This is a genomic window from Conexibacter sp. CPCC 205762 (assembly GCF_030646155.1).
Taxonomy (GTDB): Bacteria; Actinomycetota; Thermoleophilia; order Solirubrobacterales; family Solirubrobacteraceae; genus Conexibacter.
In genome coordinates, this window is record NZ_JAUTDN010000019.1 from 18,589 (window position 1) to 39,804 (window position 21,216).

Annotated in this window: 21 protein-coding genes; 9 read left to right on the forward strand and 12 right to left on the reverse strand. The window is 73.8% G+C overall.

Annotated features, from left to right (window positions below; genetic code table 11):
- Nucleotides 1-19 precede the first annotated feature (19 nt).
- Nucleotides 20-1,600 (reverse strand): aminotransferase class I/II-fold pyridoxal phosphate-dependent enzyme, encoded by a 1,581-nt coding sequence (locus tag Q7L73_RS15655; RefSeq protein ID WP_304690672.1) that lies wholly within the window; start codon nt 1,598-1,600, stop codon nt 20-22.
- A gap of 250 nt (nt 1,601-1,850) precedes the next feature.
- Between Q7L73_RS15655 and Q7L73_RS15660 the strand changes: the two genes are divergently transcribed.
- Nucleotides 1,851-2,375 (forward strand): hypothetical protein, encoded by a 525-nt coding sequence (locus Q7L73_RS15660; protein WP_304690673.1) that lies wholly within the window; start codon nt 1,851-1,853, stop codon nt 2,373-2,375.
- 53 nt (nt 2,376-2,428) lie between these two features.
- Here Q7L73_RS15660 and Q7L73_RS15665 read toward each other — a convergent pair whose 3' ends face one another.
- Nucleotides 2,429-3,223, reverse strand: coding sequence for an enoyl-CoA hydratase/isomerase family protein (locus Q7L73_RS15665; protein ID WP_304690674.1), 795 nt, complete (start codon nt 3,221-3,223; stop codon nt 2,429-2,431).
- An 8-nt stretch (nt 3,224-3,231) separates the two neighbouring features.
- Nucleotides 3,232-3,444 carry a biotin/lipoyl-binding carrier protein gene (locus Q7L73_RS15670; protein ID WP_304690675.1) on the reverse strand — a complete coding sequence of 71 codons (213 nt, stop codon included), beginning with the start codon at nt 3,442-3,444 and terminating at the stop codon, nt 3,232-3,234.
- Between the two features lie 80 nt (nt 3,445-3,524).
- Here Q7L73_RS15670 and Q7L73_RS15675 point away from each other — a divergent pair, with 80 nt between their 5' ends.
- A complete protein-coding gene (locus tag Q7L73_RS15675; RefSeq protein WP_304690676.1) occupies nt 3,525-4,265 on the forward strand; it encodes a glycosyltransferase family 2 protein in 741 nt (246 codons plus the stop codon).
- Nucleotides 4,266-4,311: 46 nt separating this feature from the next.
- Here the strand turns inward: Q7L73_RS15675 and Q7L73_RS15680 are convergent, their stop codons facing one another.
- Both Q7L73_RS15680 and Q7L73_RS15685 read right to left on the reverse strand, forming a co-directional pair.
- Entirely contained in the window at nt 4,312-5,166 is an 855-nt protein-coding gene (locus Q7L73_RS15680) for an alpha/beta hydrolase family protein (RefSeq protein WP_304690677.1), read from the reverse strand.
- Nucleotides 5,163-5,945, reverse strand: coding sequence for a TetR/AcrR family transcriptional regulator (locus tag Q7L73_RS15685; RefSeq protein WP_304690678.1), 783 nt, complete (start codon nt 5,943-5,945; stop codon nt 5,163-5,165). Before Q7L73_RS15685 ends, Q7L73_RS15680 begins: the two co-directional genes overlap by 4 nt.
- Before the next feature lie 67 nt (nt 5,946-6,012).
- Here Q7L73_RS15685 and Q7L73_RS15690 point away from each other — a divergent pair, with 67 nt between their 5' ends.
- Nucleotides 6,013-7,467 carry an MFS transporter gene (locus tag Q7L73_RS15690; RefSeq protein WP_304690679.1) on the forward strand — a complete coding sequence of 485 codons (1,455 nt, stop codon included), beginning with the start codon at nt 6,013-6,015 and terminating at the stop codon, nt 7,465-7,467.
- A 26-nt stretch (nt 7,468-7,493) separates the two neighbouring features.
- Nucleotides 7,494-8,291 carry a 1-acyl-sn-glycerol-3-phosphate acyltransferase gene (locus Q7L73_RS15695; protein ID WP_304690680.1) on the forward strand — a complete coding sequence of 266 codons (798 nt, stop codon included), beginning with the start codon at nt 7,494-7,496 and terminating at the stop codon, nt 8,289-8,291.
- Between the two features lie 10 nt (nt 8,292-8,301).
- Here the strand turns inward: Q7L73_RS15695 and Q7L73_RS15700 are convergent, their stop codons facing one another.
- Nucleotides 8,302-9,198 carry an N-acyl homoserine lactonase family protein gene (locus Q7L73_RS15700; RefSeq protein ID WP_304690681.1) on the reverse strand — a complete coding sequence of 299 codons (897 nt, stop codon included), beginning with the start codon at nt 9,196-9,198 and terminating at the stop codon, nt 8,302-8,304.
- A gap of 41 nt (nt 9,199-9,239) precedes the next feature.
- On the opposite strand from Q7L73_RS15700, the gene Q7L73_RS15705 reads away from it, so the two are divergent.
- Nucleotides 9,240-9,821: a hypothetical protein gene (locus tag Q7L73_RS15705; RefSeq protein ID WP_304690682.1), complete on the forward strand. Its 582-nt coding sequence runs from the start codon at nt 9,240-9,242 to the stop codon at nt 9,819-9,821.
- On the opposite strand, the gene Q7L73_RS15710 is transcribed toward Q7L73_RS15705, so the two are convergent.
- A complete protein-coding gene (locus tag Q7L73_RS15710; protein ID WP_304690683.1) occupies nt 9,752-10,741 on the reverse strand; it encodes a cation diffusion facilitator family transporter in 990 nt (329 codons plus the stop codon). The genes Q7L73_RS15705 and Q7L73_RS15710 overlap by 70 nt on opposite strands.
- A gap of 75 nt (nt 10,742-10,816) precedes the next feature.
- Here Q7L73_RS15710 and Q7L73_RS15715 point away from each other — a divergent pair, with 75 nt between their 5' ends.
- Together Q7L73_RS15715 and Q7L73_RS15720 are read left to right on the forward strand one after the other, a co-directional pair.
- A complete protein-coding gene (locus Q7L73_RS15715) occupies nt 10,817-11,338 on the forward strand; it encodes an inorganic diphosphatase (RefSeq protein WP_304690684.1) in 522 nt (173 codons plus the stop codon).
- A gap of 7 nt (nt 11,339-11,345) precedes the next feature.
- Nucleotides 11,346-12,443, forward strand: coding sequence for an aminotransferase class V-fold PLP-dependent enzyme (locus tag Q7L73_RS15720; protein WP_304690685.1), 1,098 nt, complete (start codon nt 11,346-11,348; stop codon nt 12,441-12,443).
- Between the two features lie 56 nt (nt 12,444-12,499).
- Here Q7L73_RS15720 and Q7L73_RS15725 read toward each other — a convergent pair whose 3' ends face one another.
- The 3 genes from Q7L73_RS15725 to Q7L73_RS15735 all read right to left on the reverse strand — a co-directional run bounded on the left by Q7L73_RS15725 (nt 12,500) and on the right by Q7L73_RS15735 (nt 17,489).
- Nucleotides 12,500-14,698, reverse strand: coding sequence for a hypothetical protein (locus Q7L73_RS15725; RefSeq protein ID WP_304690686.1), 2,199 nt, complete (start codon nt 14,696-14,698; stop codon nt 12,500-12,502).
- Nucleotides 14,699-14,713: 15 nt separating this feature from the next.
- A complete protein-coding gene (locus Q7L73_RS15730; protein WP_304690687.1) occupies nt 14,714-16,555 on the reverse strand; it encodes a calcium-binding protein in 1,842 nt (613 codons plus the stop codon).
- 106 nt (nt 16,556-16,661) lie between these two features.
- Nucleotides 16,662-17,489 carry an SDR family NAD(P)-dependent oxidoreductase gene (locus Q7L73_RS15735; RefSeq protein ID WP_304690688.1) on the reverse strand — a complete coding sequence of 276 codons (828 nt, stop codon included), beginning with the start codon at nt 17,487-17,489 and terminating at the stop codon, nt 16,662-16,664.
- A 182-nt stretch (nt 17,490-17,671) separates the two neighbouring features.
- Here Q7L73_RS15735 and Q7L73_RS15740 point away from each other — a divergent pair, with 182 nt between their 5' ends.
- Together Q7L73_RS15740 and Q7L73_RS15745 are read left to right on the forward strand one after the other, a co-directional pair.
- Nucleotides 17,672-18,730 carry a type IV toxin-antitoxin system AbiEi family antitoxin gene (locus Q7L73_RS15740; protein WP_304690689.1) on the forward strand — a complete coding sequence of 353 codons (1,059 nt, stop codon included), beginning with the start codon at nt 17,672-17,674 and terminating at the stop codon, nt 18,728-18,730.
- On the forward strand, nt 18,727-19,578 hold the full coding sequence (locus tag Q7L73_RS15745) for a hypothetical protein (protein ID WP_304690690.1): 852 nt from the start codon (nt 18,727-18,729) through the stop codon (nt 19,576-19,578). Before Q7L73_RS15740 ends, Q7L73_RS15745 begins: the two co-directional genes overlap by 4 nt.
- Nucleotides 19,579-19,586: 8 nt before the next feature.
- On the opposite strand, the gene Q7L73_RS15750 is transcribed toward Q7L73_RS15745, so the two are convergent.
- Nucleotides 19,587-20,750, reverse strand: coding sequence for an acyl-CoA dehydrogenase family protein (locus Q7L73_RS15750; RefSeq protein WP_304690691.1), 1,164 nt, complete (start codon nt 20,748-20,750; stop codon nt 19,587-19,589).
- 58 nt (nt 20,751-20,808) lie between these two features.
- Nucleotides 20,809-21,210, reverse strand: a complete 402-nt coding sequence (locus tag Q7L73_RS15755) for a cupin domain-containing protein (RefSeq protein ID WP_304690692.1) — start codon at nt 21,208-21,210, stop codon at nt 20,809-20,811.
- Nucleotides 21,211-21,216 lie beyond the last annotated feature (6 nt).

Consider the following 21,216-nt stretch of genomic DNA (forward strand, 5'->3'; position numbering starts at 1 on the left):
AACGCCGGGCGTTCGTGCGTCAGGCGGCGTGCTCGACGAGCGAGCCGGATGCTTCCGCGTCGAAGACGCCCGGCTGCTGCGCCTGCGAGCGGGCGGCGGCGCGCGGTGCGGGCGGGCCGTCCAGCTCGGCGTCGAAGGGGCGGCCGGCGGCGCTGCGGGCGTCGGCGTCGAACGGGCGCCCGCCGCCGGTCGCGCTGCGGGCGGGGCGGCGGCTCTGCTCGACCCAGCCGTCGCCGTCGTCCCACAGCTCGGCGCGGCGCTCGCGGCCGCGCAGGCCGGGCGTCGGCTCGGCGAGGCGCGCGCCCGCGCGGACGCTCGGCGTCGCGATCTGGTCGCCGCCGAGCGGCAGGCCGCCGTTGGCGGTGACCGGCAGCTCGCGCTCGTCGCTGTCGAACGGCTCCGGCTCGGCGGGCAGCCGGGCCGGGCGCGCGGCCGGGTCGGCGCCCGCGGCCTTCGCCGCCTGCGCGAGCGCGCGGGCGGCGTCTCTCAGCTCGCTCTTGGAGTGCGACGCCATCACCGCCAGGCGCAGGCCGGTCTCCGCGGCCGGCACGGCCGGCGGCAGCAGCGGCTGCGCGAAGACGCCGCGGTCGAGCGCCTTCTCGATCGTCCGCAGCGTCGCGGCGGCGTCGCCGAGCGGCAGCGTGACGATCGGCGTGTGCGGGCTGTGGGCGACGGCGAAGCCGGCCGCGAGCAGCTCGTCGCGCAGCAGCGCGGCGTTCGCCTGCAGCTTCTCGACCCGTCGCGGCTGCTGCTCCAGCAGCGACAGCGCGGCGAGCGCGCCGGCGACCGCCGGCGGGCCGGGCGCGGTCGAGTGCAGCAGCGTGCGGGCCGCGCAGGCGAGGTACTTCGCCATCTGCTGGTCGCAGGCGACGTAGGCGCCGTAGGAGCCGAGCGCCTTGCCGAGCGAGCCGACGATCGCATCGACGCCGTCCTCGACGCCGGCTTCGGCGACGGCGCCGCGGCCGCCCGGGCCGAGCGTGCCGACGCCGTGCGCCTCGCCGACGACCAGGCGCACGTCCCAGCGGGCGGCGAGGTCGACCAGCTCGTGCAGCGGCGCGACGTCGCCGTCGCGACCGAAGACGCCGTCGGTGACGATCAGGCTGCCGCGGCCGTCGGCCTCGCGCAGGCCCCATTCGAGGTGCTCGGCGTCGCCGTGCTCGTAGACGAAGACGTCGGCGCGCGAGAGGCGGCAGCCGTCGATCACGGCGGGGTGGCTCAGCTCGTCGCAGAAGACGACGTCGCCGGCGCGCGCGAGCGCCGAGACGACGCCGACGTTGGCGAGGTAGCCGGAGCCGAACAGCAGCGCGGCCTGGCGCTGCTGGAAGGCGGCGAGGCGCTCCTCGAGGCGGCGGTGGATCGTCATCGTGCCCGAGACGGCGCGCGAGCCGCCGGCGCCGACGCCCCAGCGCATCGCGGCGTCGGCCGCGGCCTCGCGGACGGCGGGATGGTCGGCGAGACCGAGGTAGTTGCTGGAGCACAGCAGCAGGACGGGCTTGCCGTCGAGCACGACCCGCGGTCCCTGCGGGCCACTGACCATCCGCGTGCGGCGGGCAAGCCCAAGCTGTTCCAGCTCGTCCAGTCGCGCCTCGATCTCGATCATGGTGAGAGGCACGTTATGTGCACCGTCGGACGGCACTTTTCCCGCACGTAGCGGGAAAGTTCGTGACGGGCGCCGCATCCCGAACGGTTGTTCGACACAATTCGACCCTCAGGCTCGACCTGACCGTGAGGAATCGGCGGTTTTGGCCGGATGTTCGGCCGGCTTGCGCGCCAGGAGCGGCATGCGCCCCTATCGCCGTGAGGGATCGAGTGGGACCATCGATTTACCTGGAACTGGCAGGAGGTCCGAGTTGGCACAGGCCGAGGGAACGGCCGCGCCCGCGGCGCAGGTCATCCCGATACATCGAGCACGCGAGCGCGACGAGCTGGACTGGGTCCGGCGCTACGACCGTGCCGCGCAGCGGATCGTCGACGGCGAGGTGCTCGCGGCCGCCCGCTTCCTGCGCCCGCGCGGCTGGCGCGCCTTCGCCTGCGCGCTGACCGGCCGGCCGGCCTCCGTCGCGCGGCGGGCGGCGCGGCGCCCGCGCCGGCTGCGGCTGCCGGAGGCGCTGCTGGTCGCCGTCACCTCCGATCGCGTGCTGCTGCTGCAGGCGCGCAGCGCGCCCGGCGGCGGCCCGGTGCCGGTCGCGGCCGCGGTGCTCGCGAGCTGGGAGCGAGCGCGAACCGAGATCACGGTCACGCCCGACGTGCACGGCACGCGGCTGACGCTGCGGCCGCGCGGCGGCGGACGCGTCGAGCTGCTCGGGCCGCCCGACGCGCTCAGCGCGCGTGTCGTGACGGCGTTGCGGCAGCCGGAGCTGGTTCCGAGCGTCTAAGAGACGCGGCGCGGCCGGCGCTGCGCCGGCTCAGCGCCGCGCGCCGCGCGCGCTCAGCGCCCGCGCCACTGCGGCGGGCGCTTCTCGGCGAAGGCGGCGAGGCCCTCGCGCAGGTCCTCGGACAGGAACGCTTCGCGGCGGGCGGTGTCGAGGACGGCGGCGGTCTGGTCGTCGAGGTCGCCGGCGGCGGCGCAGACGGCGGCGATCGCGGCCTTGTTGCCGCGCAGCGACAGCGGCGCGTTGGCGGCGATCTCGACCGCCAGCGCGAGCGACGCGGACTCCAGCTCCTGCGCCGGCACGACCTCGTTGACGAGGCTCCAGCGCTCGGCCGTCTCGGCGTCGACGCGGCGGCCGGTGAGGAACAGCTCGCGCGTGCGGGCGGCGCCGATCGCGGTCACGAAGCGGTTGATGCCGCCGTGGTTGTAGACGACGCCGAGCTTCGCCGGCGGCATCCCCAGCTGCACGCCCGCGGCGGCGATCCGCAGGTCGCAGGTGATCGCCAGCTCCAGCCCGCCGCCGATCGCGTAGCCGTTGAGCGCCGCGACGACCGGATACGGGTAGTCGGCGACGGCCGCCAGCGCGGCCTGGAAGGGATGGCCGTCGCTGTCGTCGTAGCCCTCGCTCTCCAGCGCGCCGATGTCGTAGCCGGCGCAGAAGGCGCGGCCCTCGCCGGTCAGCAGCACGCAGCGGGCGTCGATCCGCCCGAGCGTCGCGGCCAGCGCGTCGAGCAGCGGCGCGTCGAGCGCGCCCCGCTTGGCGGGGTTGGAGATCGTCAGCCGCGCGACGCCGGGCGCCGGCTCGTCGATCAGCAGGCGCCCGCCGGCGGGCTCGTCGTCGGGGGCGGCCATCGGAGCGGCTACTCCAGCACGATCAGCGTGTCGCCCTCGGAGACCGCCTGGCCCTCGGCGCAGCGGATCTCCTTGACGGTGCCCGGATCCTCCGCCTCGACGGGCATCTCCATCTTCATCGACTCCAGGATCACGACCGTGTCGCCCTCGTCGATCGTGTCGCCGACCTCGACCTCGACTCTCCAGACGGTGCCGGTGATGTGAGCCTCGACGTCAGCCATGGGGGACCTCCTGGAAGTGCGCGGATGGGGACGGCGCCGCGGTCCGGCCCGCCGGAGCGGCACAATAGCCGCCGGAGCCGATGTCCGCCGACGCTTCCCCCCACTCGCAGGAGCCCGCCCCGACGGCCGTCGGGAGCCCGCCCGTCGTGCTGATCGCCGCCTACGAGGAGGCCGACCGCCTGCCGGCGACGCTCGCCGCGCTGTGGGAGGTCTTCCCGGGGGCGCGGATCGTCGTCGCCGACGACGGCTCCTCCGACGGCACCGCCGACGTCGCCGAGGCGCACGGCGCCGAGGTCGCGCGCTCGCCGGTCAACGTCGGCAAGGGCGGCGCGGCGACGCTCGGCGCGCAGCGGCTGCTGGCGCTGGCGCAGGAGCCGCAGCCGCCGGTCGTGCTGCTGTGCGACGGCGACCTCGCGACCAGCGCGAGCGCGCTGAGGCAGCTTGTCGAGACGGTCCAGCGGGGTGAGGCGGACCTCGCCGTCGCCGCCTTCGCGCGCCGCGTCGGCGGCGGCTTCGGGCTCGCGGTCGGCTTCGCGCGCTGGGCGATCAGACGCCGCTGCGGGCTGGAGACGGTCGCGCCGATCTCCGGCCAGCGGGCGCTGCGGGCCGACCTGCTGCCGGCGGTGGTGCCGTTCGCGCCGCGCTTCGGGATGGAGATCGGGATGACGGTCGACGCCGTCCGCGCCGGCTACCGCGTCGCCGAGGTCGAGCTGCCGCTGACGCACCGCGCGACCGGCAAGACGCTCAAGGGCTTCCTGCACCGCGGCCGTCAGCTGAAGGACTTCGTCGCGGTCTACCTCGCGCGCGGCCGCGCCGCCTGAGCGCGCCGCCGCGTCGCGCTGTCCGCGCGCCGCGCCACCCGCCGCCTCACCGCTTGCAGCGCTTCAGCGCCCGCGCGTAGAAGCGCAGGTAGTCGGCCATGTGGGCGCGCCAGTAGCCGCCCTCGTGCGCGCCCGGCCAGGTCTTCCTCGTGACCTGCGCGCCGCCGGCTCTGAGCGCGCTCGCGAAGGCGTCGTCGCCGGCGTGGAAGGGATCGTCGGCGCCGCCGTCGAGCCACAGCGGGATCCCGCGCCACGGCGACGGATCGGCCTGCGCCGCCGCGATCAGGTCGTGGGCGGCGAAGTCGTCGGCGTCGTCGAAGGCGCCGGCGGCGCTGTCGCCGGCCTGCTGCCAGATCGCGGCCGAGTGGCCGCCGACGGCGCAGAAGCGGCCGGGGGCGAGGCGGGCGAGGTCGTAGGCGCCGAAGCCGCCCATCGAGATGCCGCCGATCGCGATCCGGCGCGGGTCGGCGTGGAGTCGTCTGACGGCAGCCGGGATCGCCTCGTCCAACACGTATCTGGCCCACGCGCCGTCGTCGCGGTCGTGCCAGTAGGAGGCCTCGCCGCCGTCGGGGAAGACGACCGCGGGCGCGTCGTCGCCGAGTCGCTGCAGTCCCGCGAACAGCTCGTCGGAGAGGTTCGAGTCGGCGCCGTCGTCGCCGCGGCCGTGCAGGAAGACGAGCAGCGGCCGCCCGCGCGCGCCGCCGGGCGGGACGACGTAGGTCTGCTTCAGGGTCGTGTCGGCGACCGCCTCGCTGTGCAGCTCGGCGTGGCTGACGGCGAACCCCTGCGGGTCGTAGCCGCGCGCGACGTCGCGCACCGCCTGCAGGCCGAGCACGACGCCGACGACGACCACCGCGAGCGCCGCCAGCGCCACCAGGCGCCGGCGGGCGACGGTGCTCACGCGCCGGGCGCTGCGTCGGCGAGCGAGGGGGAGGTGGCGTGGAAGATGCCGCGGCCGGCCTCGTGCTCGGCGACGAGCGCGGCGATCCCGCGCAGCTGCACGTCGAGCGCGAACTCGAACCGCTCGTCCTCGATCGCGCCGATCCGCGTCAGGTCGGCGACCATGCTGACGAGCGTCGGGAAGCGCTCGCGCGGCAGCGTCGCGAAGTAGGCGCCGACCTGCTGGTGGTAGAGGTGGGCGTCCTCGTCGGCGCCGATCCGCTGCTGCTCGATCGCCTCCTCGTAGGCGACCGCGCCGACGAACAGCGAGAGCATGTCGATCGCGTAGGAGGCGATCGGGCCGGGAACGCCGCCGGCGCGCATGATCGACAGCAGCCGCTCGGCGCCGGCGAGCCCGTTGGGGCCGGTCGGGACTCTGCCGAGCGTCACGTAGGCGATGTCCCTGTGGGCGGCGAGCGCTCTGCGGATCGCCCGCAGCGCCTGTTTCAGCGGGGTCTGCCAGTCGTCGGGGTCGGGGCTGGGGAACGCGACCTCGCCGAGAACCCGGTCGAGCAGCTCGTCGAGCAGCTCCTCCTTGTCCGCGACGTGCTGGTAGAGCGAGGCGGGGCCGGTGTCGAGCCGCTCGGCGATCCGCCGCATCGAGATGCCCGCGAGGCCCTCTCGGTCGAGGATCTCCAGCGCGGCGTCTATGACGGCTTCGCGCGAGAGCGGCGCCTTCTGCGCGGGGCGTCTGGCTCTGCGGCGCTTCCAGGGCGGATCGGGGAGCGGTGCGGTTGACACGAACACTGATTGTACGCTAGAACAGTGTTCGTACTAAAGAACAGTGTTCGACCGCGAGGCCCCCGCCGTGACCACCGAAGCCGCTCTCACCGCTGCCGAAGCACCGCCAGACGCCGACGCCGGCCATCCGAAGCGCTGGTGGATCCTCGTCGTCGTCCTGCTGGTCGAGTGCATGGACCTGCTCGACGGCACGATCGTCAACGTCGCCGCGCCCTCGATCAGCTCCGAGCTGCACGCCTCCTCGACCGCGCTGCAGTGGATCGTCGGCGGCTACGCGCTCGCGCTCGCCGTCGGGCTCGTGCTCGGCGGCCGGCTCGGCGACCTCTACGGCCGCCGGCACCTCTTCATCGCCGGCACGATCGGCTTCACCGTCTGCTCGCTGCTGTGCGGGATCGCGCCGAGCACCGGCGTGCTGATCGCCTTCCGCCTGCTGCAGGGCCTCGCCGCCGCGATGATGATCCCGCAGGGCTTCGGCATCATCCGCTCGGCCTTCTCGACCGCGGAGCTGCCGAAGGCGTTCGGCCTCTTCGGCCCCGTCATCGGCCTCTCCGCCGTGCTCGGCCCGATCGTCGGCGGCGTGCTCGTCGACGCCGACCTGTTCGGCACCGGCTGGCGGCTGATCTTCCTCGTCAACCTGCCGCTCGGGATCGCAGCCGTCGCCGGCGCGATCGCGCTGCTGCCGGAGTCGCGCACGCCCGGCGTGAGCAGACTGGACGGCGTCGGCGCGGTGCTCGTCGCGGCCGCCGTCGGGCTGCTGATCTACCCGCTGATCCAGGGCCGCGAGCTCGACTGGCCGGCGTGGACGTTCGTGATGATGGCCGCCGGCGGCGTGCTGTTCGCCGTCTTCGGCTGGCACGAGCGCGCGCGTGAGCGCGCCGGCCGCGACCCGCTCGTCACGACGAGCATCTTCTCCAAGCGCGCCTACGTCAGCGGCGCCTTCGTGCTGCTGCTGTTCTTCGCCGGGATGATGGGCCTGATGCTCGTGCTGACGCTCTACCTGCAGCTCGGGCTCGGCTTCAGCGCGATCCACGCCGGCCTCACGCTCGTGCCGCAGTCGCTCGGGATGGCGGTCGGCGCCGGCCTCGGCGGCGCGCTGCTGGCACCGCGCTTCGGCCGTCACACGCTCCACCTCGGCCTGCTCGTGATGGCGATCGGGATGGTCGCGCTGCTGCTGGTCGTCAACCACAACGGGCTCGACGTCACGACGTTCCAGCTGGCCGGCCCGCAGCTGGTCGCCGGCCTCGGCATCGGCCTCGTCGTCGCGCCGCTCTTCAGCCTCGTGCTCGCCGCCGTCGGCGACGAGGAGGTCGGCTCGGCCTCGGGCGTGCTGAACGCGACCCAGCAGCTCGGCGCGGCCGTCGGCATCGCCGTGATCGGCACCGTCTTCTTCACCGTGCTCGGCGATCGCGGCTTCACCGCCGCCTTCGAGCGGGTCGTCTGGTGGGTGCTGGCGCTGACCGCGGCCGCCGCCGTGCTCGCGCTGTTCCTGCCGATGGAGCCGCGCGAGGAGGAGGTCCACTGAGGCACGCGCGGCGATAGGCTGCTGGCATGGCCGAGGAGCAGCAGAGACTGTCGAGCATGAAGGCGCAGGTCTACAAGGACTCGCGCGAGAAGGACTACTTCGACAAGTTCCACCAGCGCGCCCGCACGACCGACCCGAACTGGGTCTACGAGGTCGTGCGGATGCTGACCGTGATGTGGGGGCTGAGCGCCTTCCGCATGCGCGGCTACCACTCCGAGCGGGTGCCGAACGAGGGCGCGGTGATCCTCGCCCCCAATCACGCCTCGTTCATGGACCACTTCTTCGTCGGCGCCTTCATCCGCCGCCGCGTCCGCTTCATGGCCAAGTCGCAGCTGTTCAAGCCGCCGGGCCAGTGGGTCTTCTCGCCGGGCGGCGTCTTCCCGGTCCGCCGCGGCGCCTTCGACGAGGACGCGTTCGAGACGACGTACTCGATCCTCGAGCGCAGAGGCACGCTCGTGATGTACTGCGAGGGCGGCCGCTCGCGCGACGGCAAGGTCAGCGACCGCGCCCGCCCCGGCATCGGGCGGATCGCGCTGCAGTCGGGCGCGCCGGTCGTGCCGGCCGCGATCTACGGCTCGGTGCGGGTGCGCAACTGGAAGAAGCTGCAGTTCCCGAAGGTGCTGGTGCTGTACGGCGAGCCGATCCGCTGGGAGGTCGTCGAGAGACCGACGCGCGAGCAGCAGCAGGAGGTCGCCGACGCGATCCTCGTGGAGATCAAGGCGCTCTACGCGGAGCTGGAGCAGCTGGGGCCCAAGGGCGTCAACGCGAAGGCGAAGTCCGAGCGCCGCGCCGCCGCGGTGCGGACGGTCAAGCCGGCGCTCTGAAGCACCAGCCTCACTCGTAGACGGGGTCGAGCGCCTGCCACGCCGGCCCGTCGTGGCCCGGGATCACGAGCGCGCCGGGCGTCTGCTCGAGGAAGCGCTCGATCTCGCGCAGCGAACGGCGGAAGCGGTGCTCGTCCTCCCACGCCAGCGGCAGATCGCCGTCGAGCGTGCCGCGCGTGTAGAGCGCGTCGCCGGCCAGCAGCGCCTCGCGCTCGCGCAGCCGCAGCAGCACCGACTGGTGGCCGCGCGTGTGGCCGGGCGTCGACAGCAGCCGCACCGACCCGTCGCCGAACAGGTCGAAGCTCGCGCCGAAGCTGGCGAACGAGTCGACCGAGGCGGCCTCGTAGTCGATCGTGCGCCAGTCGAAGGCGTGATCGAACTGGCGCGAGTGGTAGCCCTCGCGCCAGCCGCCCTCGCAGGCGGCGCTCCACTCGCGCGCGTCGACGACGAAGGTCGCCGCCGGCAGCTGCTCGACCCCGCTGGCGTGGTCGACGTGGAGGTGCGTCATCACGACCGTGCGGACGTCGGCAGGCGCGATCCCGCGCCGCTCGAGCTGCTCCGTGACCGCCTGCTCGCGTGTCACTCTGGGGCGGTAGAGCAGCTTCGCGTTGCGGCCCATGTTCGGCGCCGGCCCGTCGACGAGCGCGGGGTGGAGGCCGGTGTCGACCAGCAGCGGCCCGGCGCTCGGATGCTCGACGAGGAAGGCGGGGACCGGCAGCCAGATCCAGTCGCCGCGGCCGCCGAGCGTCGCGCCGAGCAGGCCGAGCAACCCGCCGCGGCGGCGTCTGACCCACTCCGGCGGCGCGAGCAGCTCGCCGGTCAGCAGCGGCGTCAGCCGCACGCTCGCGCCTTCGCGCCCGCCCGGCAGCGCGTGCGTCAGCGGCTTGCACTCGGTCATCACGGCCATCTGGCGCGAGCCTACCCGCCGACGCACTACTCTCGCGCGGGATGGAGCTGCTTCGTCCCGGCCTGCTCGACGGCTACGTGATCGCGCTCGGCGCCGGCCCGTTCGCGCCGCCGCTGGCCGCGCTCGGCGCGATCCCCGAGACGCTGCCCGACAGCTGTGCCGAGGACGAGGCCGACGCGCACGCGCGCGCCGCGCTGGTCGCCCACGGCGAGCTGCACACGCTCGTGCTCGACCTGCGGCCGGCCTTCGGCAGCGGCGGCCACGAGGGGTTGCGGCGGGCGCTCGACGGCGCCTGGGTGACGATCCGCGCCGTCGCCGTCGCCGCCTGGATCGAGCCGGGCAGGCCGGGCCGCGTGCTGCTGGTCGCGCCGCCGCCGAGCGCCGAGGATCCCGCCGCCGAGGGCCTCCGCGCCGCCGCCGAGAACGTCGCCCGCACGCTCTCGATCGAGTGGGCGCGCCACGGCGTCACGACGGTCGCGATCACCCCCGGCGCGCGCACCGGCGACGGCGAGCTGGCGACGCTGGTCGCCTACCTCGCCTCGCCGGCCGGCGACTACTTCTCGGGCGCGCGGCTGTCGCTGGGCGAGTCGGGCGCGGTCGCCGAGACGCCCTCGGCCGGCTGACCGGCGCCGAGCGGGGCGATCTGCAGCGGCCCCTGCTCGTGGTCGAGCTGGAGCGTCGTGTGGTGGAGGCCGAACTGCTCGTCCAGCTCCGCGGCGAGCGCGAGCCGCAGCTCGTGCAGGTCGAGGCCCTTCTTGGCGACGACGTGGGCCGACAGCGCCGGGAAGCCCGAGGTGACCTCCCAGACGTGCAGGTCGTGGACCTCGACGACGCCCTCGTGCCTGGCCAGCGTCATCCCGATCTGCTCGGGGTCGAAGCCCTCCGGCGCCGCTTCGAGGAAGACGCGCGCGCTCGCCTTCACGAGCCCGTAGCCGGCGATGAACATGGAGCCGGCGACGAGCAGCGAGGCGATCGGGTCGGCCCGCTCGAAGCCGGTCAGCAGGATGACCGCGCCGGCGATCGCGGTCGCGATGAAGGCGTAGAGGTCGGTCAGGATGTGCTGGAAGGAGCCCTCGACGTTGAGGCTCTCGCGGTTGGCGCGCGCCAGCACCCAGGTCGCGGCGAGGTTGACGAAGATGCCGAGCACGGCGACGGCGAGCACCAGCCCGCCCTCGACCTCGGGCGGGTCGACCAGCCGCCGGATCGCCTCGAAGGTGATCCAGGAGCCGAGCAGCAGCAGCGTGACGCCGTTGGCCTGCGCGCTGAGGATCTCGACGCGGCCGAAGCCATACGTCATCGATCCTCTCGCCGGCCGTCTGGCGATCCGCAGCGCCAGCAGCGAGAGCGCGAGCGCGGCCGCGTCGGTCAGCATGTGGGCTGCGTCCGACAGCAGCGCGAGCGACGACGCGATCACGCCGACGGTCACCTCGACGCACATGAACGCGAGGATCAGGGTGAGCGCCGTCTTGAGCGCGCGGGCGTCCGTGACGCCGCTTCCGTGCGCATGGCCGTGGCCGTGCGAATGTCCGTTGTCGTGGGCCATCGGCGCACATCGTACGCGTCCGCGCGTAGCGCACGAGAGCGCGTTCTGCGCCCTCGCCCCGTATCGTTGGGGTGAATGAACGAGAACCTGCTCCACTGCCTTGTCGAGATTCCGAAAGGCAGCCGAAACAAGTACGAGTGGGACGAAGAGCTGGGCGCGATCAAGTTCGACCGCTTCCTCTTCTCCTCCGTGGTCTACCCGACCGACTACGGCTTCGTGCCGGAGACGCTCGGCGAGGACGGCGATCCGCTCGACGCGATGGTGTGCGTCTCGGAGCCGACCTTCCCGGGTTGCGTCATTCCCGTCAAGCCGATCGCGCTGTTCAAGATGCGCGACGACAAGGGCATCGACGACAAGGTGCTGTGCGTTCCGCTCGACGATCCAAACTGGAACTGGATGAACGAGCTGGACGACCTCTCGCTGCCGCTGCGCGACGAGATCTCGCACTTCTTCTCGATCTACAAGACGCCCGAGGGCAAGGTCGTCAAGGTCGACGGCTGGTTCCCGAAGGACGCCGCGATCGAGGTCATCCGCGAGTCGCACGAGCGGTGGAGAAAGCAGCAGGACAAGCGCGCCAAGGCGCTCGAGAAGGGTTGATCCCCCGGTGACGACGGGGAACGACACGCTCGCGGAGCTGCGAGCCCAGTTCCCCGTCGTGCAGCGTCTCGCCTACCTGAACGCCGGCACGAACGGGCCGATCGCGACCGCCGCCGCCGACGCGGTGGCAGCGCAGCAGCAGCGCGAGACGGAGGAGGGCCGCGGCGGGATGCCGTTCTTCCTCGCCTACCAGGAGCAGGCCGACCGGCTCCGCGCCGGCTATGCCGCCTACCTCCACGCGACGCCGGAGGAGGTCGCGCTGACGACCTCGACGACCGACGGCGTCAGCCGCATCCTGCTGGCGCTCAACCTCGGCGCCGGCGACGAGATCCTCACCAGCGACGAGGAGCACCCGGGCGTCTACGGGCCGCTCGTCGCCCAGCGCGCCCGCGGCGTCAGCGTCCGCACGGCGCCGTTCGCCTCGCTCGCGGAGGCGATCGCGCCCGCGACGAAGCTCGTCGTCGCCTCCCACGTCAGCTGGCGCTCCGGCGCCTACGCGCCGATCGCGGCGCTGGCGGCGGCCGAGCCGCTGCTGCTGCTCGACGGCGCCCAGGGCGTCGGCGCGGTGCCGACCGACGTGCACGCGCTCGGCGCCGACTTCTACGCCGGCGCCGGCCAGAAGTGGCTCTGCGGCCCGACCGGCACCGGGATGCTGTGGATCCACCCGCGCGTGCGCGAGCGGCTGGCGGTCCCGAGCCCCGGCTACCTCAACCTCGCCGACGCGGGCGCCGGCCTCGACGCCGTCCCGCGCGAGGACGCGCAGGCGTTCGACACGCCGTCGCTCTCCTCGACCGGCATCGTCCACGCCGTCGCGATGCTCGACCTGTTCGCCGCAAGCGGCTGGGACGCGATCCACGCGCGCGCCCACGACCTCGCCGAGCTGGCGGTCGCGCAGCTGCGCGAGCGCGGCCGCGAGGTGCTCGCGCGCGATCGCACGACGCTCGTCACCTGGCGCGAGGCGGGCGCGCCGGAGCAGACGGAGAAGCTGCTGGAGGCGGGCGTCGTCGTCCGCCACCTGCCCGACGAGGACGTCCTGCGGGCGTCGTTCGGCGGCTGGAGCAGCGAGCAGGACCTCGAGCGGCTGCTCGACGCCCTGCCCGCCTGAGCGGGAGACGGCAGCAGCCGATCTCCCGCCGCGGTCGGCGTCCGCCGATCGCGCGCTCAGCTCGCCGCGCGCAGCTTCGCCGTGACGGTCCGCACGAGCCGCTGTCTGTCGACGCGGACGACGATCCGCAGCCTGACGCGCACCGACCTGCCGTCGCCGAGCCGTCGCAGCGCGCGGGCGGCGGTGCCGGTCGCGCGGACTCGCACCGGCACGACGCCGGCCTTCGAGCGGCTGCCGACGCGCACCTGCAGCAGATGGCGGCGATCGCCGATCCGGACCGCGACCGTGCGCGCGGCGGCGACCGCGCAGGTGCCGGCTCCGGCGGCGCAGCGCACGCGCGCGACGATCGCCGTGCCATCGCGACCGAGCCGCGCCCTGGCGACCGCCGCGACCGTCGTCTGCCGCACGTCCGGTCTCCCGCTCGGCGCCGGGGCGGCGACGGGCGGAAGCGGCGCCGGCTGGTCGAGCGCCGGCGGGTCGACCGCCGGCGGGGTGACGACGGGCGGATCGAGCGGCGGGTCGACCGGCGGCTCCACGGCAACGATCGCGATCGCCGCGACCGCGCTGTCGTCGCTCGCGTCGCCGTCTCGGTGCCAGGCGGTCGGGAGGCTCTCGAGCGTCGCCTCAAGCCGCCCCGCGCCAGGCGCCCCGGCGCGCACCGGGAGCCGGCGCTCGACCTGCTCGCCGGGAGCGAGCGGCGCGATCTCCCAGCCGCCGGGACCGTCGTCGGCGAGCGCGAGCCCGCCGATCGCGGCCAGCGTGACGCGCGCCGGGCCGGCGCGATCGGGGCCGTGGTTGACGATCGTGACGGTCGCGGTCGCCTGCTCGCCGGCGGTCAGCTGCGCGCGGTCGCTCGTGACCGTCAGCGCGAGGTTCGCGCGCGCCCACGTGACGACGTCGCCGAGCCCGGCGAGCGGCCCCTCGGAGGCCGGCTCGTCGTCGCCGACCTTGATCGTGTCGGCGGTGCCGAGACGGCCGTCGTCGCCGGTGCCCCAGCAGCGCACGCCGCCGTCGTCGAGCACGGCGCAGGTGTGACCGGAGCCGGGCGTCACGGCGACGGCGGTGCGGCCGGCGCCGAGCGCGACCGCGGGCGCGCTGGAGGGCAGCTCGTCGTCGCCGAGGTTGGCGACCGTGCCGAGACCCAGCTGACCGTCGTTGTTGCGGCCCCAGCAGCGCATTTCGCCGTTCTCCAGCAGCGCGCAGACGTGGTAGCGGCCGCTGTTGACCGCGACCGCTCTGCCCCCGAGCGCGACCGCCGGCAGCGAGCCCGGCGCCTCTCTCGCGCCGCGCGTGACCTTGTCGCCGAGCCCGAGCTGCCCGTAGGCGTTGGAGCCCCAGCAGCGCACGTCGCCGTTCTCGATCAGCGCGCAGGTGAAGAAGTTGCTGGCGGAGACGGCGGTCGCTCTGGCGCCGCCGAGGTCGACCGGCAGCGGCACCTCACCGGCCTGGTCGCCGATGCGGACGTCGTCGCCGCTGTTGCGGCCGATGCCGAGCTGGCCGGAGTCGTTGGCGCCCCAGCACCGCACCTCGCCGTCGTCGAGCAGCGCGCAGGCGTGCGTGATGCCGGCCGAGACGGCGACTGCGGGCCGCGGCAGCGGGACCGGCGGCACGTCGGCCGGCGCCTCGTCGTCGCCGACGTGAGCGGTGCCGCCCTGGCCGGTGGCGCCCTGCGTGCCGGCGCCGAAGCAGCGGACCGCGCCGTCGGCGGCCATGATCGCGCACGTCACCTGGGTCCCGCTCGAGATCGCGCGCGCGGGACCGCCGAGCAGCGCGGGCCCGGCTGCGGCGGGCGTCTGCTCGACGCCGAACGTCGCCGCCGCGCTGCCGCGCCCGGTCAGCCCCCACTGGTTGTTGCCGAAGCAGTTGACGTCGCCGTTCTCCAGCAGCGCGCAGGTCGTCGTGCCGCCGGCCGAGACCGACGCGACGGGGCCGCCGACGTCGACGGCGGGAACCGACGACGGCAGCTCGTCGTCGCCGAGCGCGGAGGCGCCGCCGGGGCCGAGCCCGAGCGCGCCGGTCGGGCCGGCGGCGGTCGCGTTGGCGCCCCAGCAGCGCAGCGCGCCGCCGCGCACGATCGCGCAGGTGTGGTTGGTGCCGGCGTCGATCAGGCCGGCGGCGGCGCTGCCGCTGCCCGATCCGCCGCTGCTCGCGGGAGCGCTGGAGCTCTCCGCGAGCGCGCCGGCCGGTGCAGCGAGCGCCGTGGCCGCGCAGGCGAGGACGAGGGCGCCGAGACGGCGGCCCGAGATGCGATGCACTGGCTTCTCCTGGTTCTAGTTGGGGGCGTGCACGCGCTGATCGGCGGGCAGCCCGCGGCGGTCTCGGCCGAAGACCTTCTGCTTCAGCTCGGGACGGTCGCTGTTGTCGGTTCTGCTGACGAGCTGGCAGAGCGCGCCGGGAAAGGCGGTCGCCGAGCCGTTGCCGCCGTACGGGTCGGTGAACCAGCGCGTCGGTCCGTCTGCGTTCTCGACGGTGCTGTCGCGCACGAAGAACTCGCGCCAGTCGCCCTTGTAGGGCGAGCGCAGGTCGTCCCACGGGAAGGGGGCGAGCTGGCCGAGCAGCGTCGCGTCGTCGCACGGGTAGCCCTGGAAGCGGTCGCCGTTCTCCTCGACCTCCCAGCAGGCGTCGACGGTGCGGCCGATGCGGCCGCCCTCGCCGGGGTAGGCGTAGCGGCTCGGGTTCCAGATCGCGAAGTCGGCGTCGAAGGCGGCGATGCGGCGGCCGCCGCTGTCGCGCAGCTCGTTCTGCGACCGCCATGTCTCGTAGACGGCGCCGAAGGTCGAGCTGCGGCCGGCTCTCACGAGCAGGTCGTCGACGACGCACTGGCGGTCGGGGATCGAGCGGCCGCCTGCGCCTCCCGGGTAGGGGTGGGCGGTGCCGGCGGAGAGCAGCGGACGGGTGGCGGCGCTGCCGCAGGCGCGCTGATACTCGTTGGGGTTGCCGAAGCGGGCGAGCGTCTGCGTGATCAGCTCGGTGCCGTCGGTGCAGCGGACGGCGTAGATCAGCTCGTGGACGTTGTTGCCGATCGCGTCGGCGGAGTGGCTGCCCTGGTGGAGCTTGAAGAGGACGTCGCAGGTCACCGACCTGCCGTCGGCGTCCTTGATCGGCGTCCCGCCGACGTCGTCGAGCCGGACGTTGTTCTGGTAGTCGATCTTGTTGCCGACGTGGTCCTCGCGGCGCGTGGCGACGCCGGGGTTGGCGGTTGCGTACGCCTCCAGCGACTCGTTGACGACGCCGAACGGCAGGCCGGCGTAGGCACGTCGCCCCTCGGCGGCGAGGTGGCCGGAGACCCAGTCGAACAGCTCCGAGCCGCGCGGGTCGCGGCCGTGCTCGTGGCCGAAGGAGCAGCGCAGACCGGTCGCCGGGTCGATCACGGTCGGCGGGTGCCAGGTCGGGTAGCGCTTGCCGTCGGCGCCGATCACGGCGAAGCGGTCGTGGACGGCTCTCGGGCAGGAGTCCTGCGCGGCCGGCGTCCAGTCGGCCGCGGCAGCGGCGCGCGGCACGTCAGGCAGCGGCGCGGGAAGCCCGTCGTCGGCGGGCTCGGGCTCAGGTTCGCCGGGCGTGCCGGGAAGGCCGTCGCCGGGCGGATCGGCCGGTCCGGCATCCGGCGGGGCAGGGCCGGCCGGCGGCGCGGACGGCTGCTGCGCGGCCGGCGGCGCGGGCGTGCTCGGCCCCCTGCCGCTGACGCGGATCGTCTCGCAGTTGCGCACGACCGCTCGATCGGCGGCGTCGACCAGGCAGAGGTCGCGGCCGCGGCCGCCGTCGACGACGAGGTCGCGGCGCCCATCCCGGGCATCGAGCACGTCGTTTCCGGCGCCGCCGCGGAGACGATCGCGCCCGCCGCCGCCGACAAGCCGGTCGTTCCCGGCGCCGCCCCAGAGCTGGTCGTTCCCCGGTCCGCCCCAGAGCCGGTCGTCGCCGGCGCCGCCCCAGACGCGGTCGTCGCCTCCGCGCGCGCGGAGGCGGTCGTCGCCGGCGCCGAGCCGCACGACGTCGGCCCGCTCGGTGACGCGGGGGCGGCCGTCGGCAGGCGACGTGCTCGCCAGCGGCGAGAGCAGCAGCAGCGCGCAGGGAAGAGCGGCGCGCCGGGCGGCGCGAAACGCGGGGTGGAGCATCGGACGGCCTCGGGAGAGCAGGGGCGGCCACGCGGGCCGCCGAGGGGAGCAGACAGTTATTAGGTTACCCTAACAACTGTCTGCAAGGCTCCCAGACCGCCTGCCTTCAGCCGGTCATCCCGCCGAAGAGGCCGCCGGTCACGTGCAGCGTCTGCCCGTGGACGTAGTTGGACCACGGCGAGCAGAGGAAGAAGATGCCGCCGGCAGCCTCCTCCGGCTTCGCCGGGCGGCCGAGCGGGATCAGCATCTGCGACATGCCGCGCAGCTGGTCGGGGATGCCGAGCTGCACCTCCTCGCCGTCGATCGTCATCTTGTTGGCGTCGTCCTTGGAGGCCGTCAGGCGCGTGTCGATGAAGCCGAACGCGACCGCGTTGCAGTTGATCTTGAACTGGCCCCACTCCTTCGCCAGCGTCTTCGTGAGGCCGACGACGGCCGACTTCGCGGCCGAGTAGTTGGCCTGGCCGGCGTTGCCGAACGTGCCCGAGGTGGAGGAGACGTTGACGATCTTGCGGAAGTACTCGACGCCCTGCTCGCGCTCGGCCTTGGCCGGCTCGCGCAGGTGCGGCGCGGCGGCGCGCACGACTCTGAACGGGACCGTGACGTGGATGTCGATCATCCGCTGCCACCAGTCGTCGGTCAGCTTGTGGACCGGCCCGTCGAGCGTGTAGCCGGCGTTGTTGACGATGATGTCGAGTCTGCCCCAGGCGTCGATCGCCGTCTGGACCAGTCTGTCGGGCGCGTCGCCCTTCGTCAGGTCCCCGGCGAAGACGGTCGTCTCGCCCGCGATCTCCGAGGCCGTCTGCTGCGCGACGTCACCGTCGAGGTCGTTGATCAGCACCTTCGCGCCCTGCTCGGAGAGCAGCTCCGCGGTCGCGCGCCCGATCCCGCGCGCGCTGCCGGTGACGATCGCGACCTTGCCGTCGAGAACTCCCATGCACATCTCCTTGGTGTCACATGTGGGTGGTGCAAGCTGCTGCGGCGGCGGACTCTATGTTCGCGGCAACGTCTGCCGCGCCAGTTCGCCGGCCTGGTAAACGTTGTCTCGAAGCGCCTGTTTGCTGCGAGGACAAACGCTTTGATCTGGGTAACGTTTCCTGAAATAATCTGTTTGCTTTGATGGCGAACGCAGAATCTGAGGAAACGCTGCTGCTTGAGGCCGCAGTCGAGCGGTTGCGAGAGATGCTGCCCGACAGCTGGCGCGTTGCGGTCGAAGGATCGCCCGTCCGCAGCGTCGTCCTCACCGCACCCAATGGCGTCTTCGCCTCGTTCGCGATCGACGTCCGGGCCGCGCTCGCGCCGCGCGACGTGCCGTTGATGCTGACCACACTCGGTCGTTCGATCCGCGACTTCGCGAGACACGTCCCCGCGCTCGTCATCGCCCCCTGGATCAGCCCCCGCACGCAGCAGCTGCTCGACGTCGAGCAGATCAGTTACGTCGATCTCACCGGCAACGCGCGCGTCCAGCTCGACTCCCCACCGCTCTTCCTCTCCTCGGTCGGTGCCGGCAGAGACCCGCGGCCCGCGAGCCGCGGCTCCGCGCGCGTACGCGGACCGAAGTCGGGACGGCTGTTCCGCACGTTGGTGGAGGTCCCCGCGCCGCTCGGCGTGCGCGAGCTGGCGGCGCACGCCGACCTCGCGCCCGGATACGTCTCGCGGATGCTCGACACGCTCGATCGCGAAGCGCTGGTGACGCGGTCTCCGCGGGGGGCGGTCGTTGCCGTCGACGTGCCCGGACTGCTGCGGCGCTGGGCCGAGAATTACGACGTGCTGAGAGCCAATCGCGCACAGCGGTTCGTCGCGCCGCGCGGGCTGGCGGAGACGCAAGAACTGCTCGCGGAACGCGTGGGCGACGAGGCCGCGATCACGGGGTCGTTTGCTGCAATCCGACTGGTGCGCGTCTCCGCTCCCGCGCTGCTGCTCGTCTACTGCGACGATGGCGCCGAGGTGGCGGGGCGTCTGGACCTGCTGGCTGTCGACGAAGGCGCCGACGTCGCGTTGCTGACGCCGTTCGACGATGTCGTGTGGAGGAACACCGAGCGGCGGGACGGGCTGCGTTTCGTCGCGCCTGCCCAGGTCGCGGTCGACTGCCTGACGGGCACCGGACGAATGCCCTCGGAAGGGGAGGCAATCCTGTCCTGGATCGCCTCTGGACAGGCGGGCGACGCGACGACATGAGCGCGAGCTCGCTCGATCCGCTTTACGTCGAGGCGCGACGGGCGCTGCTGGACGCGCTCGACGGGCTTGCGTCACATCTCCCCGCGATCGTGGTCGTCGGGGCGCAGGCGATCTACCTGCACACGGGCAGCGGGCTGCGCGGGATCGCGCCCTTCACCTCCGATGGCGATCTCGTGCTGGCTCCCGCGCTGCTCGGCGATGCCCCCGCGCTGGAGGCCGCTATGAGAGGAGCGGGCTTCCGGCTGCGCGAGGTCGATGGCCATGTCGAGCCGGGCATTTGGCTGCGATCGAGCCGCGTCGAGGGCGAGCGGGTCGACATACCGGTTGATCTCATCGTCCCTGACGACGCGGCGCCGGCAGGCGGTCGCCGCGGCGCTCGCCTTGGTGTCCACGGCAGACGTGCCGCCCGCCGCATTCCCGGGCTCGAGGCGGCGCTGTTCGATCACACGCCGATGCGGGTCGAGGCACTCGATCCCGCGGACGCGCGCGTTCGCACGGTCGCGGTCGCCGGTCCTGCGGCACTGCTCGTCGCGAAGGTGCACAAGCTCGCGGACCGCGCGTCGAACGAGCGCAACGACCGGCTGCGGGACAAGGACGCCGTGGATGTGTTGCGGCTGGTGCTTGGGACCAAGCCGGCCGAGGTTGCCGCGACCTTGCACACGCTCGGCACACACCCGGTGGCGGGAGCATCGGTCCAGTCCGGGATCGGCCGACTCGAGATGCTCTTCGGCCGCCGCGGTGCCGCCGGCGTCGAGATGGCGGTGCGAGGGGCGCGGTTGACGATGCCGAGCGCGCGTGTCGAGACGCTCTGCGTCGCGTACTTCGGCACGCTGCTGGCCGCACTGTAGACGACCGCTCACAGCCCCAGCGTCTTGCCGAGGATCTCCTTCATCACCTCGTCGGTGCCGCCGCCGATCGGGCCGAGGCGGAGGTCGCGGACGGCGCACTCGATCAGCGGCTCGGCCTCGACGCCCGCGTCGTAGTGGAGCTGGAGGCAGCGGTCGGCGGCGTCGTAGGCGGCTCGCTGGGTCGCCAGCTTCGCCATCGTGACCTCTCTGACGCAGTCGGCGCCGGCGAGGTGAAGGCGCAGCGCGTGGTAGGTCAGCGCGCGGCCTACCTCCAGCACGGTCGCGACCTCGGCGAGCTGGTGGCGGGCGCGCTGCGAGGGGCGGCGCGGGCGCGTGCGCAGGAGCTCCGCGGTCCGCTCCAGCACCAGCTCGACGGCGCCGAGCGCGCCGAGCGACATCATCAGCCGCTCCCAGGCGAAGTTGACCATGATCAGCTTGAAGCCGCCGTGCAGCTCGCCGAGCAGGTTCTCGCGCGGCACGAAGACGTCGTCGAAGCCGATCTCGGCGGTGTCGGAGGCGTGCCAGCCGAGCTTCTCGATCGGCGCCGAGGTGACGCCCTCGCCGCGCTCGATCACGAGGAAGGAGATGCCGCCGTGGCCGCCCTCGGCGGTCGTCTTGACCGCCGTCACGATGAAGTCGGCGCGCATCCCGTTGGTGATGAAGAGCTTGGAGCCGTTGACGAGGAAGCCGCCGTCGACCTCCTCCGCGCGCGTCCGCAGCGCGGCGACGTCGGAGCCGGCGCCGGGCTCGGTGATGCCGAGCGCGGCGATCTTGTCGCCGCGGATGCCGGGGACGAGGAAGCGCTCGTGCTGGTCGGGCGTGCCGAACTTCCAGACCGGCGGCAGCGCGATCCCGGCGTGCGCGCCGATGCCGGCGCCGAGGCCGCCGGAGCCGCTGCGCGCCAGCTCCTCGGCGAAGACCGCGGCGCCGACGGGGTCCTCGCCGCCGCCGAGCGACGCCGGGAACTTCAGCCCGACGTAGCCGCGCTCGCAGCAGGCGCGCAGCGCGCTGTCGGGGAACGAGCGCTCCTCCTCCCAGGCTGCCGCGTGCGGCGCCAGCTCAGCCTCGACCCACGCGCGGATCTCCGCCCGCAGCGCGACGTGACGCGCCTCCAGCGGCGGCAGCGGACGAGCGCCCGCCGCCGTCGCGGCGAGCCAGCCCGTCACCGGCATCTCCCGCCGGCGCCGGCCCCGCCCCGCGCCGTCGTGGAGATGCCTGAGGCGGAGCCCCTCACCGCCGCGTCTCGCTGCCGTCGTCCTCGACCTTGACGCCGTCGCGCGCGACGTAGCCGTCCTTGCCGCCGACGCAGACGTAGACCGCGTCGCCCTCGCCGACGTTTCTCAGCCGCCGCACCGTGTGCGGCGCGACCCGCGCGAGGCCGCCCGGCCCCAGCTCGTGGGTCGTGCCGTCGCCGAAGCTGATCGCGATCCGCCCGCTGTGGACGAAGTACGTCTCCTCCTGGTGCTCGTGGTAGTGGTTGTTGGTGTCGTAGCCCGGCGGCAGCACGATCGCGTTGATGCCGAAGGCGGTGACGCCGAGCGGCGAGCGGATCTTGCGGAAGCCCCAGCCCTCGCCGAGCGCGTCGAGGCTGCCGACCGAGTAGCCGTCGGTGGAGACGATCTGATCGCTCATCAGCGG

Coding starts and splice junctions, on each gene's coding strand:
- Q7L73_RS15675 (WP_304690676.1), top strand. CDS start 3,525: ATGTCCGCCGACGCTTCCCCCCACTCGCAGGAGCCCGCCCCGACGGCC.
- Q7L73_RS15735 (WP_304690688.1), bottom strand. CDS start 17,489: ATGGGAGTTCTCGACGGCAAGGTCGCGATCGTCACCGGCAGCGCGCGC.
- Q7L73_RS15755 (WP_304690692.1), bottom strand. CDS start 21,210: ATGAGCGATCAGATCGTCTCCACCGACGGCTACTCGGTCGGCAGCCTC.
- Q7L73_RS15670 (WP_304690675.1), bottom strand. CDS start 3,444: ATGGCTGACGTCGAGGCTCACATCACCGGCACCGTCTGGAGAGTCGAG.
- Q7L73_RS15745 (WP_304690690.1), top strand. CDS start 18,727: ATGAGCGCGAGCTCGCTCGATCCGCTTTACGTCGAGGCGCGACGGGCG.
- Q7L73_RS15665 (WP_304690674.1), bottom strand. CDS start 3,223: ATGGCCGCCCCCGACGACGAGCCCGCCGGCGGGCGCCTGCTGATCGAC.
- Q7L73_RS15740 (WP_304690689.1), top strand. CDS start 17,672: ATGGCGAACGCAGAATCTGAGGAAACGCTGCTGCTTGAGGCCGCAGTC.
- Q7L73_RS15715 (WP_304690684.1), top strand. CDS start 10,817: ATGAACGAGAACCTGCTCCACTGCCTTGTCGAGATTCCGAAAGGCAGC.
- Q7L73_RS15750 (WP_304690691.1), bottom strand. CDS start 20,750: ATGCCGGTGACGGGCTGGCTCGCCGCGACGGCGGCGGGCGCTCGTCCG.
- Q7L73_RS15695 (WP_304690680.1), top strand. CDS start 7,494: ATGGCCGAGGAGCAGCAGAGACTGTCGAGCATGAAGGCGCAGGTCTAC.
- Q7L73_RS15700 (WP_304690681.1), bottom strand. CDS start 9,198: ATGGCCGTGATGACCGAGTGCAAGCCGCTGACGCACGCGCTGCCGGGC.
- Q7L73_RS15710 (WP_304690683.1), bottom strand. CDS start 10,741: ATGGCCCACGACAACGGACATTCGCACGGCCACGGCCATGCGCACGGA.
- Q7L73_RS15655 (WP_304690672.1), bottom strand. CDS start 1,600: ATGATCGAGATCGAGGCGCGACTGGACGAGCTGGAACAGCTTGGGCTT.
- Q7L73_RS15705 (WP_304690682.1), top strand. CDS start 9,240: ATGGAGCTGCTTCGTCCCGGCCTGCTCGACGGCTACGTGATCGCGCTC.
- Q7L73_RS15730 (WP_304690687.1), bottom strand. CDS start 16,555: ATGCTCCACCCCGCGTTTCGCGCCGCCCGGCGCGCCGCTCTTCCCTGC.